The 14,159-nt window shown below is 59.7% G+C and carries 12 protein-coding genes; 8 read left to right on the top strand and 4 right to left on the bottom strand.

Features of this window, described 5'->3' with window-relative positions; translation table 11 throughout:
• Positions 1-396, top strand: a complete 396-nt coding sequence (locus tag FKG94_RS08810; protein ID WP_142903856.1) for a RidA family protein — start codon at positions 1-3, stop codon at positions 394-396.
• Positions 397-999: 603 nt separating this feature from the next.
• Positions 1,000-2,100 carry a cupin domain-containing protein gene (locus FKG94_RS08805; protein WP_142903855.1) on the top strand — a complete coding sequence of 367 codons (1,101 nt, stop codon included), beginning with the start codon at positions 1,000-1,002 and terminating at the stop codon, positions 2,098-2,100.
• 62 nt (positions 2,101-2,162) lie between these two features.
• Here the strand turns inward: FKG94_RS08805 and FKG94_RS08800 are convergent, their stop codons facing one another.
• On the bottom strand, positions 2,163-2,912 hold the full coding sequence (locus FKG94_RS08800; RefSeq protein WP_179957560.1) for an SDR family NAD(P)-dependent oxidoreductase: 750 nt from the start codon (positions 2,910-2,912) through the stop codon (positions 2,163-2,165).
• 96 nt (positions 2,913-3,008) lie between these two features.
• Entirely contained in the window at positions 3,009-4,289 is a 1,281-nt protein-coding gene (gene hisD, locus FKG94_RS08795) for a histidinol dehydrogenase (RefSeq protein WP_142903854.1), read from the bottom strand.
• A 319-nt stretch (positions 4,290-4,608) separates the two neighbouring features.
• On the opposite strand from hisD, the gene FKG94_RS08790 reads away from it, so the two are divergent.
• The 6 genes from FKG94_RS08790 (at position 4,609) to FKG94_RS08765 (ending at position 12,447) form a co-directional block, all read left to right on the top strand.
• Positions 4,609-5,754, top strand: a complete 1,146-nt coding sequence (locus tag FKG94_RS08790) for an ester cyclase (protein WP_142903853.1) — start codon at positions 4,609-4,611, stop codon at positions 5,752-5,754.
• Between the two features lies 1 nt (position 5,755).
• Positions 5,756-6,745 (top strand): nuclear transport factor 2 family protein, encoded by a 990-nt coding sequence (locus FKG94_RS08785; RefSeq protein ID WP_142903852.1) that lies wholly within the window; start codon positions 5,756-5,758, stop codon positions 6,743-6,745.
• Between the two features lie 300 nt (positions 6,746-7,045).
• Positions 7,046-9,328, top strand: a complete 2,283-nt coding sequence (locus FKG94_RS08780) for a TonB-dependent receptor (RefSeq protein ID WP_142903851.1) — start codon at positions 7,046-7,048, stop codon at positions 9,326-9,328.
• Between the two features lie 87 nt (positions 9,329-9,415).
• Entirely contained in the window at positions 9,416-11,026 is a 1,611-nt protein-coding gene (locus FKG94_RS08775) for a sodium:solute symporter family protein (protein ID WP_142903850.1), read from the top strand.
• 198 nt (positions 11,027-11,224) lie between these two features.
• The gene (locus tag FKG94_RS08770; RefSeq protein WP_142903849.1) at positions 11,225-11,857 is read left to right on the top strand and encodes a helix-turn-helix domain-containing protein; all 633 of its coding nucleotides are present in this window, start codon (positions 11,225-11,227) and stop codon (positions 11,855-11,857) included.
• On the top strand, positions 11,854-12,447 hold the full coding sequence (locus FKG94_RS08765) for an RES family NAD+ phosphorylase (protein WP_142903848.1): 594 nt from the start codon (positions 11,854-11,856) through the stop codon (positions 12,445-12,447). Before FKG94_RS08770 ends, FKG94_RS08765 begins: the two co-directional genes overlap by 4 nt.
• A gap of 12 nt (positions 12,448-12,459) precedes the next feature.
• Here FKG94_RS08765 and FKG94_RS08760 read toward each other — a convergent pair whose 3' ends face one another.
• Together FKG94_RS08760 and FKG94_RS08755 are read right to left on the bottom strand one after the other, a co-directional pair.
• On the bottom strand, positions 12,460-13,467 hold the full coding sequence (locus tag FKG94_RS08760) for an ester cyclase (protein ID WP_142903847.1): 1,008 nt from the start codon (positions 13,465-13,467) through the stop codon (positions 12,460-12,462).
• On the bottom strand, positions 13,464-14,012 hold the full coding sequence (locus FKG94_RS08755) for an ester cyclase (RefSeq protein WP_142903846.1): 549 nt from the start codon (positions 14,010-14,012) through the stop codon (positions 13,464-13,466). Before FKG94_RS08755 ends, FKG94_RS08760 begins: the two co-directional genes overlap by 4 nt.
• Between the last annotated feature and the right edge of the window lie 147 nt (positions 14,013-14,159).

Below are 14,159 nucleotides of genomic sequence, written 5' to 3'. Positions count from 1 at the left end.
ATGCAGATCATTCAACCCGAAGGCTGGCCGCGGCCCCGAGGCTACTCCAACGGCGTCCTCGCCAACGGCCGAACACTGTTTGTCGGCGGCCAGATTGGCTGGGACGAAAACGAGGACTTCCAGAGCGAGGATTTTGTCGACCAGGTACGGCAAACCCTGCTCAACACAGTCGCGGTCTTGGCCGCGGGCGGCGCCGGGCCCGAGCATATCACCCGCATGACCTGGTATATCACCGATAAGCGCGCCTACCTCGATGCGGCAAAAGAAATCGGCCAGGTCTATCGCGAGGTGATCGGCCGCCACTACCCGGTGATGGCAATGGTGCAGGTGGTGGCACTGATGGAGGATCGGGCCAAGGTGGAGATTGAAACCACGGCGGTGATTCCGGAGCAGTGATAGCGGGTTCACCGCGAAGGTAACCATGGACTTGGAATACATGGTGTTAAAATAGTCTATTTAAAACAGATAGTTACCTTCAAACAGAAACTCTCCACAGCAGGGATGCTGTCGTGACCAACAGTAGGCGCTTTAGGCGAGCCCCCAGGGATGGGTTTACGGCGTGTTTCTGAAAGCCCCACCGGAGGCAGACCGGTCACTTGGCACTCTTTCACCTAAGCACCGTCAAGTAGACGCTTTATGCGGAACGCAGATGTCTGAAGCAAGTGTCGTTAAACACTGTGCTGGAAGTCATTTGAGTTTTGTAGTTGGCCGTCTAGCTGCTACTTCTTACGGTGAATCGAGATTCTCTCGATTCAACGCCGCTTAGCAGGCAGCCTGTACTGCGAAGTCATAAAATTGTATGACTTCCCGCCTGAGTTGAAACTCACCCTACATAAGGGTATTCAGTAAGGTGAATCGTTCTCCGGGAAGTAAACGCCTTGCAGCTCATGAAAAACATTTGCTTTTATTTTGCATTCGAAGTACAAATACCGCTTCCACCGACGCGAGGCCGGATCGAGAGGTCCGGGCCGTCCTCAGCCCCAGGAGAAACAGAAACCCATGGCGACTCACTACACGCGCGCAGAATTGGCCAAGCGGGTTATCCGCAAAGCCGACTACACCCCTTGTGAAGAGGCCTTTGTCGATACCCGCCTGCCGGGACGCGAAGGCAAGTTGAACTACTGCATTATCGGCGCCGGTGTCAGTGAGAACGAAAACCAGGTTGTCAATCTGAGTGAGCCCCACGGTTTCAATCTCGGCGGTGTATCGCTGCCCACCGGCAAGATCAACTCCCTGCACTCCCACACCACCGCCGAGGTATTCCTGGTGGTGCGGGGCGACTGGCGCTTTTTTTGGGGCCACAACGGTGATGACGGCGAGGCGGTGCTCAGCCCCGGCGATGTCATTTCTATTCCCACCGGTACCTTTCGCGCTTTCGAGAGCGTCGGCAGCGACGACAATTTTATGATCTCGTTTCTGGGCGAAGACGACCCCGGCCATGTCACCTGGGGCAATGACGTTATCGAGCAGGCGGCGGCCTACGGCTTTTATCTCGCCGAGAGCGGTATGCTGATCGATACCACCAAGGGCGACAGCGTGCCCGAGGGCACCCCGGTACTACAGTCGCTGACGCCGGAGCAACTGCGCAGTTACAACCGTACCAGCCAGGCGGAAATGGAGGCGCGCGTCTACAATGTCGAGCGTTTCCCCGGCCGCACCGACGCCTTCGCAGACTGCGCGCTGGCCGGCGGCGCCAAAACCTATCACGCCATTATCGGTGAAGGGGCCCACGAAATTGATACCTGGCGCGCCCATATCCTCAATCCCCATTCATTCAGCCTCGGTGCTATCGCGGCTGATCCGGGCAACGGTTTCCTGCCTCACCGCGCCGAGGTCCCGGTGGTGCTGGTGGTCGGTGCCGGTAGCTGGCAGGTCACTATGGGAGAGCCGGACGATGAGACGAGCTTCGAGATCGATACCGAGGATACGCTGTCCATTCCGGCGGGCATCACCCGCAGCATCCGTTGCCGTGGCGATCAGCCAGGCCTGATTTATCTGGCCTACGGCGGCGACCAAAAGGTGTCGATCACCTGGTCGGACGCAGTGCGGGAAGCACTCGATTCGGCCGCAACCGGCGCGCCGCTCAAAGCCGATTCATAGAGGAGCCGGCGGCGACACCGCCGGCAGACACCGGACCTGCAGGTCCGGCAATTCAGCGGCAGCTATAACAGCGGTCGGCCACCATCCACCGGTATCACACTGCCGGTAGTAAATGTCAGGCGAGAAGCCAACGCAATCACGGCATCGGCGACATCGGCGGCGGCAGCCAGTCGAGCCAGTGGTGTTTTATCGATCTGCTGCTGGAGATATTGCGGATCGGCGCGCCTGGCATAGTCGCCGTCCACCCAGCCCGGTGCCACTGCCACCACCCGAATGCGCGGCGCCAGCGCCCGGGCCAGGGACCGGGTCATGGAATTCATCGCGGCTTTCGATGCGCAGTAGGCGATATTGCTGCCCACCGCCGTCGTCGCCGCCACGGAAGAGATATTTACAATCAGGCCATTGCCGGCGCTTTCCAGCAACGGCCTGAATGCGCGCGCACAGGCAAAGGCACCGCGAAAATTGGTGGCGAAAATGCTGTCGATCAATTCGTCGTCGAGCTGATCGAGATCATCGTGCGGCACCACCCGGGTCATGCCGGCGTTGTTGACCAGAATATCCAGCCGCCCGATTTCCTGCTGCAATTTTGCCGCCAGCGTCGCCAGCGCCACGCTGTCCAGCACCGGCGTCGCCTCGGCCCTATGGCCGTCGCCGGGCAGTCTGTCGCACAGTGCCCGGGCGCGCTCGCGGCTGCTGTTATAACCGGCAATGACACGGCCCCCGGCGGCGGCCACCGCCCCGGCAATCGCCGCACCTATACCGCCGGCAGCGCCCGTTATCAGCACCACTTTGCCCGCCAGTTCTTCATTCATCTCTTTGCCTTTTTCATAACGACAAAAAAGCCTGCCGCCACAGTAAACGGCAGACCTGTTACAAGCGGCACAGACCGCGGCGCGAACTGTGCTCGATCAGGTGTTTTTGTAGCGCCGCACCCGCAAATCTGCCTGCGCCTGGTGGCCGGCAAAGCCCTCGAGCGCACACAGCCGCGAACAGTATTCACCGATCTCCACACTCGCCGCCGGCGTCACCCGCTGGTAGGTACAGGTTTTGATAAACTTGCCGACCCACAGCCCGCCGGTGTACCGGGCGGCCTTGCCGGTGGGCAGCGTGTGGTTGGTACCGATAACTTTATCGCCGTAGGAAACATTGGTTTCCGGCCCCAGAAACAGCGCGCCGTAGTTGGTCATATTGTCGAGAAAATAATTCGGGTCGGCGGTCATTACCTGCACATGCTCAGAGGCGATTTCATCGGCGACCTGCACCATCTCATCGACACTGTCACAGACAATGACCTGGCCGTAGTCGCGCCAGGCCTGCCCGGCAATGTCCGCTGTCGGCAGCGTTTCGAGCTGGCGCTCCACCTCCGCCATCGTGTCGCGGGCGAGCGCCTCGCTGTCGGTCAACAAAATTGCCGGCGAATTGGGACCGTGCTCGGCCTGCCCAAGCAGATCGGTGGCGGCCATCTCGGCGTCACAGCCGGTCTCATCGGCAATGATCAGGGTCTCGGTAGGACCGGCCAGCAGATCGATACCGACGCGGCCGAACAACTGCCGCTTGGCCTCGGCGACAAAGGCGTTGCCGGGGCCGACAATCATATCCACCGGCGCAATACTCGCCGTGCCCAGGGCCATGGCGGCGACCGCCTGTACGCCGCCGAAGCAGTAGATTTCATCGGCGCCCGCCAGCGCCATGGTGGCGACGATGGCGGCATTGGGCGCCCCGTTGAACGGCGGCGCGCAGGCGATCACCCGCTTGACCCCCGCCACTTTCGCGGTGGCGACACTCATATGGGCGGAGGCCACCAGCGGATACTTGCCGCCGGGAATATAGCAACCCACACTGTTGACCGGCAGGTGTTTGTGGCCGAGGGTTACGCCGGGACGCGTTTCCACCTCGACATCGCGCAGGGAATCGCGCTGAATGCGGGCAAACTGTTTCACCTGCGCCTGGGCAAACTTGATGTCATCCAGCGTCCGGGCCGGCAGGCGGTCGATACAGGCCGCAATCTCCGTCTCGGTCAACCGGAAGCTCAGCGGCGACCAGTTGTCGAACTTCTCCGACAGGGCACGCACCGCCTTGTCACCGCGCTCGGCCACGTCGGTGAGAATGTCCTCCACCACCTCGCGCACCCGGGTGCCGCTTTGCAGCGCCTGCTCTTCGGATATGCCCTCTTTCAGGTATCTGGCCATCGAATTATGCTCCTGTCGGTCGCCCGTGTCGGGCCCGTCAATTAAAAAAATACGGTGCCGCCGTCCGCGACGGGCACCGTCAAACAGAGAGTTAGTGCGGTACTGCGATCCAGGATTCAACTGAAATTGCATTCGAAGTCATATTATCATTGCCTTTGCCGCTGTCAAGCCGCACCAGCGCTGGTGAAGCCGTGTTGTATCGGCATTAATACCGGCCCTGAACTTGGTCTGGCCGCGTTCTTACGTTACGGTCTCTGTTGACTTCGAATTCAGCCGATGCCAAAGTCGCCCTAAATCTACTATCATCAGCACACCGATAATGAACCAAGACAACCGCAGCCGAACCCCGAAGCCCTCCATGTCCGACACCGACCACAGCATCGAACAGCACAAACCGCTCGCCGTGACCACCACCCGGCACACCGATATTTCCACCCTGCTGCAACCCGTCCCCGGCAGGCGCCAGGCCATGGCGGGTTTTGATAGGGAATTTGTCGATATCGTCGACTACATCATTCGCATCACGCATCGGATCTGGGAAGAGAAAAACGTCGGCCTGATCTACGACTATTACTCCCACAACTGCCCGATCCATACACTGGCGGGCCAGAGCTTCGGTGCCGAGGCGGCGGTCCAGGGCACACTCAAGGCACTCGGCGCGTTTCCCGATCGCACCCTCTACGGCGACGCCGTTATCTGGGGCGGCGACGATAAACAGGGCTTTTACTCATCGCACCTGATAACCAGCACCGCCACCAACACCGGTGACAGTGAATTCGGACCGGCCACCGGCAAAAAAATCACTTTCAACACCATTGCCGACTGCGTGGTAAAAGCCAACCGCATCGTCGAAGAGTGGCTGCTGCGGGACAACCTCAGCATCGCCCTGCAACTCGGACTGAATCCCCATGCGATCGCGCAACGGCAGGCTGCGGCAGACCGCGAACTCAGCGAGCCGTTTCACGACTGGCGCCTGGGCGAGATAGACCGGGTACGGGCCCAGACCGCCCCCGGCAAACTGCCTATACCCGACAACCCGGTGCGCGAACCCGAAGCGTTTGCCCGCGCGGTGATGCATGAGATCTGGAACCGCCGCATGTTTGGCAAGGTGCGCGACATCTACGCCGCCAATGCCGTTTTCCAGGGTCCGTCGGGTCGACGGCTTTACGGCCACGGCGAAATTATCGGCAACGCCATTGCCCTGATGGCCGCGCTGCCCGACGCCCGCATCAGCGTCGACCATGTCTGTGCAGTTGCTACCGATACAGGGGAAATCGATATTGCGCTGCGCTGGACCCTGGCCGGCAACCATGAAGGCGGCGGACTTTACGGCGCACCGAGCGGTCGCCGGATCATGCTGCTGGCCGCCAGCCACTGGCGCCTGAACGAAGGAGGCAAGATATGTGCAGAAAGCACCATCTACGACGAACTGGCGGTACTGCGCCAGGTCTACGGCGGAGGTTAGCTTGCCCCCCGAGGACAAGACCGCTACCGAAGCCGGCGGCAATGAGACCGCTATAAAGAGTGCCGCAGAGCTGCTGCTGCTGGAGAAACGACTGCGCGAACAAGCCGCCGTCGGTGCCGTTTACGATGCTTGCATTCACAATTGCACCATCCATCGCTCCCGCCCGGGCAGCCGCCCCGCTTGCGATCGCGACACCTGGACCGCCGACTGGCTGGCGGAGCTGCACGGCTTCAGCAACCAGCGCCTGGAAGACGGCCGGGCCTTCGGCACCGATACGCTAATGACCGGCGGTCGTGTCCACGCGATCCACAGCGGCGAAAACCACTTTGGGCCGGCCACCGGCAAGCGCGTTCACTATCGCGCGTTAACCGCCGCCAGGGCCGCCGGCGGTCGTCTGATCGAGCTTTGGCAGTTTACCGACAACCTTCATCTGGCCCGGCAGTTGGGCATTTCACCGCAAGCGCTGGCACAGCGACTAGCCGGCACTGAGGGCGACAACCTGCCCTGCTGGGACCTGGGTGAAGCGGACGCCGGTCGCAGCCAGACCGGCCCCGACACGGCGGCACTCGACGCACCGGGACTCGCCGGCTGGCTGACAGCCATTAACGGGCGTCGCTTCGACAAACTGGCAGCGCATTATTGCAAAGACGCCCGTGTTTACGGACCCGGCGCCCGGCAACTGGACGGACCCGCCGCGCTGGTGCGGTTCTGGCTTTCGGTAACGGCCGCCCTGCCCGACTGTCGCCTGCAGGTACGGCTGAGCACGACCGCCGGCGACAGCGGACAATCCGGCATGGTCTGGTCGTTGTGCGGCCGTCACACCGGCCCCGGGCTGACGGCGCCGCCAAGCGGCGAACGCCTGCGGCTGCAGGGAATCAGTCAATGGCAACTGCACGAAGGCAGAATACGCAAAGAATGGCTGCTGTTCGATGAAATCGATCTGCTGGTGCAAATTTGCCGGCGCCGTCAGCGACCCAAAAACAGGCTCTAATTCGCTGGAGATACCCAAAACAGCGATAAAACCATTGCCGAAGGACCAGCATCAAAGTTTTTTATACTTCGAACACACAAATTTTCCGCATATAACATATTGATATTCATTTGTTTTTGTTATGGATCAAGTGAATTCTGAATTAACAGTTGCATTATTTTTGCATCCGAAGTACAAATATCACCCAACAAAACCCATAAGCAACGACAACTGGCGGCTGAGGGTAGAACATCGATTGCCCGTGCCAATTCCCACCCGCATAAAAAGACCGAGTATTGAGCGTTAGAGAGGAGACCAAACATGTCATCAAAAAAACTGCTGGCCCGGCATATGGCTGCCGTCACCGCTGCGGCCGCGCTACTGCCCGGCCCTGCCGGGGCCGACACCGGGGCCTTTGAGCTGGAAGAAATCGTGGTGACCGCACAAAAGCGCGAACAGAATCTGCAGGATGTGGGTATCTCGGTAACCGCCATCGACAGCCAGGCCATGTCCCGCGCCGGGATTGAAGACGTCAGCCGCCTGGAACTGGTTACCCCGGGGGTCAGCTACGGCTTTATCGGCTCCGATGCCAAGATCGCCATCCGCGGCGCCAACTCCAATAACACCTTTGCCGACAACTCCTCCATCGCCGGCTTTTTTATCGATGGCGTGTACCGCCCGCGGGCCTCGCAACAAAGCCAGGCTTATTTCGATGTCGAGCGCATCGAAGTGCTCAAGGGCCCCCAGGGCACGCTCTACGGTCGCAATACCTTTGCCGGTGCGGTAAATCTTTACACCCGGCGCCCGGATACCGAGGCGTTGAGCGGCGGCTTGAAAACCAGTTTTTCCCGCTTCAGCAAATTTACCACCGAGGCGTTTATCAACGCGCCGGTCAATGACGAGTTGGCCCTGCGCTTTGCCATCAATACCAAGGACAGCGACGGCTGGATCGAGAACCGCGGCGACGGTGAGGACTACGGCCAGGACGACGCCCTCAACTACCGCGCGTCGCTGTTGTGGACCCCGGCCGATAACCTCGAAGTCCTGGTGCGCTACACATCGCTCAGCGAAGAAGGCATTACCGCGGGCATTTTTGCCGCCGAGGGGATTTGCCAGCCGGTCAACGAAAACGGCATTACCGATGCCTTCGGCCGCTTCGTCAATTGCGACAATCCCTACCCGGGTTCTGATGGCGACAGCTTTTTCGACGAACCCTACGAAGTCGCCACCGATGTCGATGCCAAGCGCGATAACGAAGAAGAGAATATCACCCTGGATATCGGCTGGGACATCGGCGACAGCCTGACTTTACGCTCCATTACTTCCTACACCGAATTTGACAGCGAGTTCGATTGGGACGGCGACTGGAGCAACGTCCCCGGCTATGTGTTCTATTGGGATGAGGAAGTCGAGTCGGTAACCCAGGAAGTGCAGTTGAGTTCCGACAACGACGGACCTTTTACCTGGACGGCGGGCCTGTATTATTCCGTTGACGACATCGGCTTCGGTTTCTCCCAGTACCGCGTCGCCCCCTTCCCCTTCAGTGACTTTGCCGACTTTCAGGAAATCGAGACCACCACCAAAGGCGCTTTCTTCCAGGGCGAGTACGCGCTGACCGATACGCTGCGGCTGATTGCGGGGGTGCGCAACAACGAAGAGGAGAAGGATACCAAGACCTTTGCCGGCGCCTCTACCGATGCCGGCGGCGATCCGCTGCCGGGGGTCAATCCCACCAGCCTCGACGGCCGGCCCCGCGATCTTTACCGCTACACCCTGCGCGAAGACCGCTCGGCGGTGCGCGAGTTTGATATCGTGACCTGGAAAGCCGGCGCCGAGTGGGATGCCACTGACAACGTTATGGTCTATGGCAACGTGTCTACCGGCTTTCTCTCCGGCGGCGTCAACTCCGACGGCAGTCCGTTCGAACAACAGGAGTCAAAGGCGTTTGAGGTCGGTTTCAAAAGTCGCTGGGCCGACAATACCTTGCAGCTCAACGTGGCGGCCTATCGCAACGAGTTTACCAACCTGACGACCCAGGAATTGATCCAGTTGGGTGGCGCCGATGTAACGATTACGGTCAACGGCGGCGAAATCGATGCCCAGGGTCTGGAGGTGGAGTTGGTCTGGTTGCCCACCGAAAAATGGCTGATATCAGCCGGCGCTTCGTTTATGGACAGCGAGTTTGGTAAGTTCGGTGTCGCCAATCCGTTCGAGCAGGCCAATGGGGTCGAACAGGCCTTTCTCGATCTCAAGGGCGACACACCGCCCTGGTCGCCCGATATGACACTTAGCGTCAGCGTCGGCTACGATATCGATCTGGGCGATATGGGACGTTTGACCCCCTTTCTGCAGACCTACTACTCAGATGAATACAGCACCGACGATGTGGTAACCTACCGCACCCAGCGCCAGGACGCCTACAGCAAAACGGATTTGCGCCTGATCTGGACCTCGCTCAGTGAAAAACTCAGTGCCGAGGTGTTTATCGAGAACGCCGAAGACGAAGAAGTACTGGCGCGCACCAATGTGGGCGGCTTTGACCTGGTGCAGAGCAGTTACCTGTATCCGCGCAACTATGGCGTCAAGTTTAACTATAATTTCTAAGCGCCGGCAGTCGCAGTTGCGCCGGCGCGAGCCCCACGCTGTGGGGCTCCACCGGTGCGGCACCCCTGGATAAAGGGAACCCAACCTATGACCGAATTCGGCACGCTGAACTGGTCGATTCTACTCGTCTATATTCTCGTCAACCTCTATATCGGTTTCCTGCTGGGGAAAAAAATCAACTCCGCCGAGGACTTTTTCCTCGGCGACAGAAGCACACCCTGGTGGGCCATTGGCATTTCCGTGCTCGGCACTTATGTCAGTGCCCTCACCTTCCTCGGCGCGCCGGCCTGGGCTTATACCGATGGCCTGTCGGTGATCGCCATTCACCTCAACTACCCGCTGGTTATCCTGCTGGTGGTCACGTTTTTTCTGCCGTTTTTCTTTAACAGCGGCGTCGCCTCTATTTACGAGTACCAGGAAAAGCGTTTCGGCCACACCTCCAGGGCGATAATATCGGCTATCTTCCTGGTCTCCCAGGCGTTGACCTCGGCGGCAGTGCTTTACGCCACCGCACTCGTGTTGGAGTTTATCACCGGCATCGATGTCGAATACGCCATCGTTATCGTGACCATCATTGCCCTGGTTTACACTGCCATGGGCGGCATCACCGCGGTAATCTGGACCGATGTGGTACAGGCAACCATTTTACTGCTCGGCGGCGGTATTATTTTCTATGCGCTGCTGACCCAGTTGCCGCTGTCGCTGGGCGAGACACTCGCACAATTAAAGGCGCAGGGCAAAACCGATCCGCTGAATTTTTCCTTCGACTTTTCCAGCGTTACCACCATCTGGTCCGGTGTAATCGCGATGACGCTGTATCATGTCACGGTTTACGGCACCAACCAGATGATGGTACAGCGCACCCTCGCCGCCAAAAATATCGGCGACGCCAAGAAGTCGTTTATGATGATGGGGTTCGGCGCCTTCTTTATTTACTTTATGTTTATCCTGCTGGGCATTTTGTTCTACCACTACTACGACGGCGCCCGGTTTGACAACGGCAACACCATTATTCTGCGCTTTGCCACCGACTACGGTCTGCCGGGCCTGATGGGCATCATCGCCGCGGCGGTACTGGCCGCCTCCATGTCCAGCCTCGACTCGGCTTTCAACTCCATGGCGACCGTCTCCACCATCGATTTTTATCAAAAGTACTTCAAGCCGACCGCTTCCGGCGCACACTATCTGAATGTATCCCGGCTGTTTACGGTGTTTTGGGCAATAGCGATTATCGTGCCGGCGATTGTGTTTTCCAAAAGCCAGGGCTCCATTCTGGAAACCCTGAGCAAAGTGGGCTCTTATTTTGTCGGCGCCAAGTTGAGTATGTACGCACTGGGGTTTTTCTCCAAGCACGCCACTGAGAAAGGGGTGTTGATCGGCATCGTGTTCGGTTTTGCCACCGTCTGGTATGTGGCCACGCAAACCGATATCGCCTGGCCCTGGTTTTGCCTTATCGGCGCCAGTGTGAATATTGCGGTATCGCTGGCCGCCAGCCTGCTGCTGGATGGGCGCCAGGCCGAGTATTCCGCCTATACCGTGAAAGGCCAACTCGACAAGTTTCGCCGTGACGGTTTAGCGGAAAAAGATGGCGGTTGGTATCTGGTGCCCGGCAGGATCGATCGCCCCGCTTATCTGCTGTTGGTGTTCTTTGTCCTTTCACTGGCTTTTTTGTTTCTTTTCGAACGGGTCATTGCGTAGATTCTACAGCGAGACAAACCCTTGTAGCATGTTGACCCGACCCCGACAGACACACTCCACCAGGCCGGGCTGGCCGCTTGTTTTGGCAGCAACAACGCTCATCCGGTAGACCGGTGGACAGCATGGCAGGCCAATTTGACAAATTGGATGAAATGGACCATATTGCCTCGACGTTAGCCGGTTGTCGGGAGAGGTATCGTGGGCCACGCCAAGCGCAAATCCGTCGAGGAGTTAACATCTGTGGTAGAGGACGCCGCCAAAGACTTAAGTGACAGCGTAGTAGAGGCGCTGATCGCCCACCCCGGTGCCGTGGTCTCGGCGCTGGCGGTGGCGGGCAATGCCCTGGTTGGCAGGGGTCCGGTTGACGAAGCCGCCCCGGCCGAAGGGACAACGGACAAACCGCCTATCGAGGCCATCGGCAGCGAGCCGGACCCACCGGTGGATACCGCCGAAGCCGAGCGCCGGCTGCTGGCGCTGACACGTCCCGGCAAGAGAGAGAAGCTGCTTACCTCAGATGAACTCGCGGCCCTGGCCGGACTCAAGAGCCGCCAGACCGTCCATAACTGGCTGAAGAAAGGCCGGCTGATCGGCTGGGAGAGCGCCAAGCGCGGCTATGTCTTTCCGGCGGTCCAGCTCGACAACCGCCGCCGACCGCTGCCAGGTCTGGCGCGGATCATCCCCCTGTTTGACGACGGCTACTCGGCCTGGCTCTGGCTCACTACGCCGAGCCCTGCGCTGAGCGGCGCGACCCCGCTGAGCAGACTGCACAAGGGCTGTATCGATGAGGTCGAAGCCGCTGCGATCGGGTACGGTCACGGCGATTTTGCGTGAGTGGTAGTTACGACCCCGTCCAGATCAGTCGGCAACTCAAATCCTTCCATCTCACCAGCCTGTATCGCGTCACCCACGCACGCCACCGCGACACGCCCCTGGGGGTCGCGGTGGCGCCGAGCCGCTTCAGTGATCACCGCGGCAAATTCGCGGTGCTCTATGCTGCCGACAATGTCGCCTGTGCCGTGTGGGAAAGTATGATTCGCAATCGCTTCACCCGGGTCAAGCGGCGCCTTCTCGCCCTGCGCGAAGTCCGCACCCGCCTCGTCGTGAGGCTGGCCGCGACCGCGGCGCTGCCGCTGGTAGACCTGCGTGGCGACGGCTTGATTCGCATCGGCGCGCCAACGGCGGTAACCCACGATGCCAACCACGCCGCCGGCCGCGCCCTGGCCACCGCGGTCCAGAACACACTGCCCGAAGCCGCCGGGTTTCTGTACCAGTCGCGGTTCACCGGGCACAACTGTGCCGCCATCTTCGATCGGGCAATCGATAAACTGTCAGTGCTGAGTGTCACCCCGCTGATCACCCATCCGGCGCTGTGGACGGCCCTCGACGACTACCAGGTTGTGCTGGCCGAGCCGTCACACTAGGGCCCGTTAACGCTAACCGGTTTTCGCAAATTCCCGCAGCCGGGCAAATACATCGACACCGAGTTGGCGGTAGGCATCCAACAGGTCCACCAGTACCCAGTTCTCCCGGATCATACCCTGCTCGCAACGCCAAAAGTCAAGGCTGCGCAGGGTGATCTTCTGACCCGCCGGCGCTATCCCCAACCAACCATCGCCGGTGATGCTCATACGCATCCCGGGCCAGGCCGTAAACCCAACATAGTCACCCTCGGCAAACAGGTTGCCCTCGCCGGCATTGCCGACCCGATCGGGCATGGCATTTAAGAAAGGTATCTGGTGCCGGTTGCGAAAGCCGTCTATACCCCGGGCGGAGCCAATGCCCGCCGGCCCGTACCAGTTGCAGCGCGGATGCCAGTAGTCGGCCAGCCGCATCGCCGCCACACCGCCGGCGGCAAAATTGCCAAGTGCTGACAGCATATCGGTAACCAGTTCCAGACTGCGCCGGGAGTGCGGGGCCGCAGTCGGGGCTTGCACCAGTCCGTCCTGGGTGGCCGGGCCCGGCACCTGCCATTCGCGTCCGAGTGCGGGCACCATCGGCCAGGCATTGGCCTGCATCATCAATTCGGGGATATCCCAAAGCGCCTGCATCTCCACTACCCGCTCCCCTTCAAAACGGAAAAACTCGTGGCAGCGCATGGCGACCTGGCGTCCGGTCGGTGCAATATCGAGCCAGGGACCGACAAAGGTGCCGGTATAGAAACCGCAGCAACCGACCCAGTGCCGATCTCCGACAGCGCCGGCAATCACGATGGTATCGCGACGCTCCAGGTCGGGCAGCGCCTTGTGCAGCGGTGCGAATACTCGCGCATAGAGTTCACCGGCGCCATCCAGGTCGTCGAAAGGGTAAGCCAGGTGGATATCGGCTGCGCGGTGGAAAGTCCGGGCGAGAACCTCTTTGACAGTGGCGGGATCGAAATCGTATAGCGCCCGGCGCAAGGGTTCCAGGTAGCGTTTATGGGCGGAATGACTATCGCGGGTCACACGCTGCCCGCCTCTGAGTCAGCGCCGCTGCGCACCGGCATGCTAGCCGCATCGAGGCGCTCCCAGCCGCGGCCGTTGAACGGGTCGACACCGAGTTGCTGCATCACATAGGGGAAGTCCACCATGACCCAGTTGTCGACGATTTTGCCGTCCTCCACTTTCCAAAAATCCATATAGCGAATTTCCACCCGTTTTTGGGTCGGCGGGATGCCCATAAAGTTGCCCGTATGGACAGCCTCCTGCCGACCGAAGGCCGCGCACCACTGGCCCTGCGCGATACGTGCTTCATCGATACAGACCTTGTCGGAGAAGGCAGCCTGAAACGGGCGTTGCCAATGGTCCTGAAATTCGTGCAGCCCCTGTTTGAAACCGCAGCCCGCATTGCCAATCCAGCGGAAGGACTCACTGAAAAAGCGGTGCATATGATCGATATCGTGGTCGTTCAGGGCGTCGACCATGGCATCGACAACCTGGAGGGTTTCCTGCGTTTTACTCAGATCGTTGTCTTGCGTTAGTTGTGCCTGCGGCGGTCGCGCGCCTTTCATGGCTTTACCTCACATCATTATCAGTCATTGTGACAACCTATCACTGCAAATCATCTTTACGGCTTGCCTCCTTGTCTTGCTGGAAACGGCTTCATCAGTGTCGGACCTGGCGAGGCGTGTGATAAACCGATCAGCGCAATTGAATGC

This window comes from Exilibacterium tricleocarpae (assembly GCF_007004655.1).
Taxonomy (GTDB): Bacteria; Pseudomonadota; Gammaproteobacteria; order Pseudomonadales; family Cellvibrionaceae; genus Exilibacterium; species Exilibacterium tricleocarpae.
This window is presented reverse-complemented; position numbering and strand designations above follow the sequence as displayed.

Bases quoted from the DNA above. Each gene is read 5' to 3' on its own strand.
- FKG94_RS08810 (WP_142903856.1), top strand. From the start codon at position 1: ATGCAGATCATTCAACCCGAAGGCTGGCCGCGGCCCCGAGGCTACTCC.
- FKG94_RS08805 (WP_142903855.1), top strand. From the start codon at position 1,000: ATGGCGACTCACTACACGCGCGCAGAATTGGCCAAGCGGGTTATCCGC.
- FKG94_RS08800 (WP_179957560.1), bottom strand. From the start codon at position 2,912: ATGAATGAAGAACTGGCGGGCAAAGTGGTGCTGATAACGGGCGCTGCC.
- hisD (WP_142903854.1), bottom strand. From the start codon at position 4,289: ATGGCCAGATACCTGAAAGAGGGCATATCCGAAGAGCAGGCGCTGCAA.
- FKG94_RS08790 (WP_142903853.1), top strand. From the start codon at position 4,609: ATGAACCAAGACAACCGCAGCCGAACCCCGAAGCCCTCCATGTCCGAC.
- FKG94_RS08780 (WP_142903851.1), top strand. From the start codon at position 7,046: ATGTCATCAAAAAAACTGCTGGCCCGGCATATGGCTGCCGTCACCGCT.
- FKG94_RS08775 (WP_142903850.1), top strand. From the start codon at position 9,416: ATGACCGAATTCGGCACGCTGAACTGGTCGATTCTACTCGTCTATATT.
- FKG94_RS08755 (WP_142903846.1), bottom strand. From the start codon at position 14,012: ATGAAAGGCGCGCGACCGCCGCAGGCACAACTAACGCAAGACAACGAT.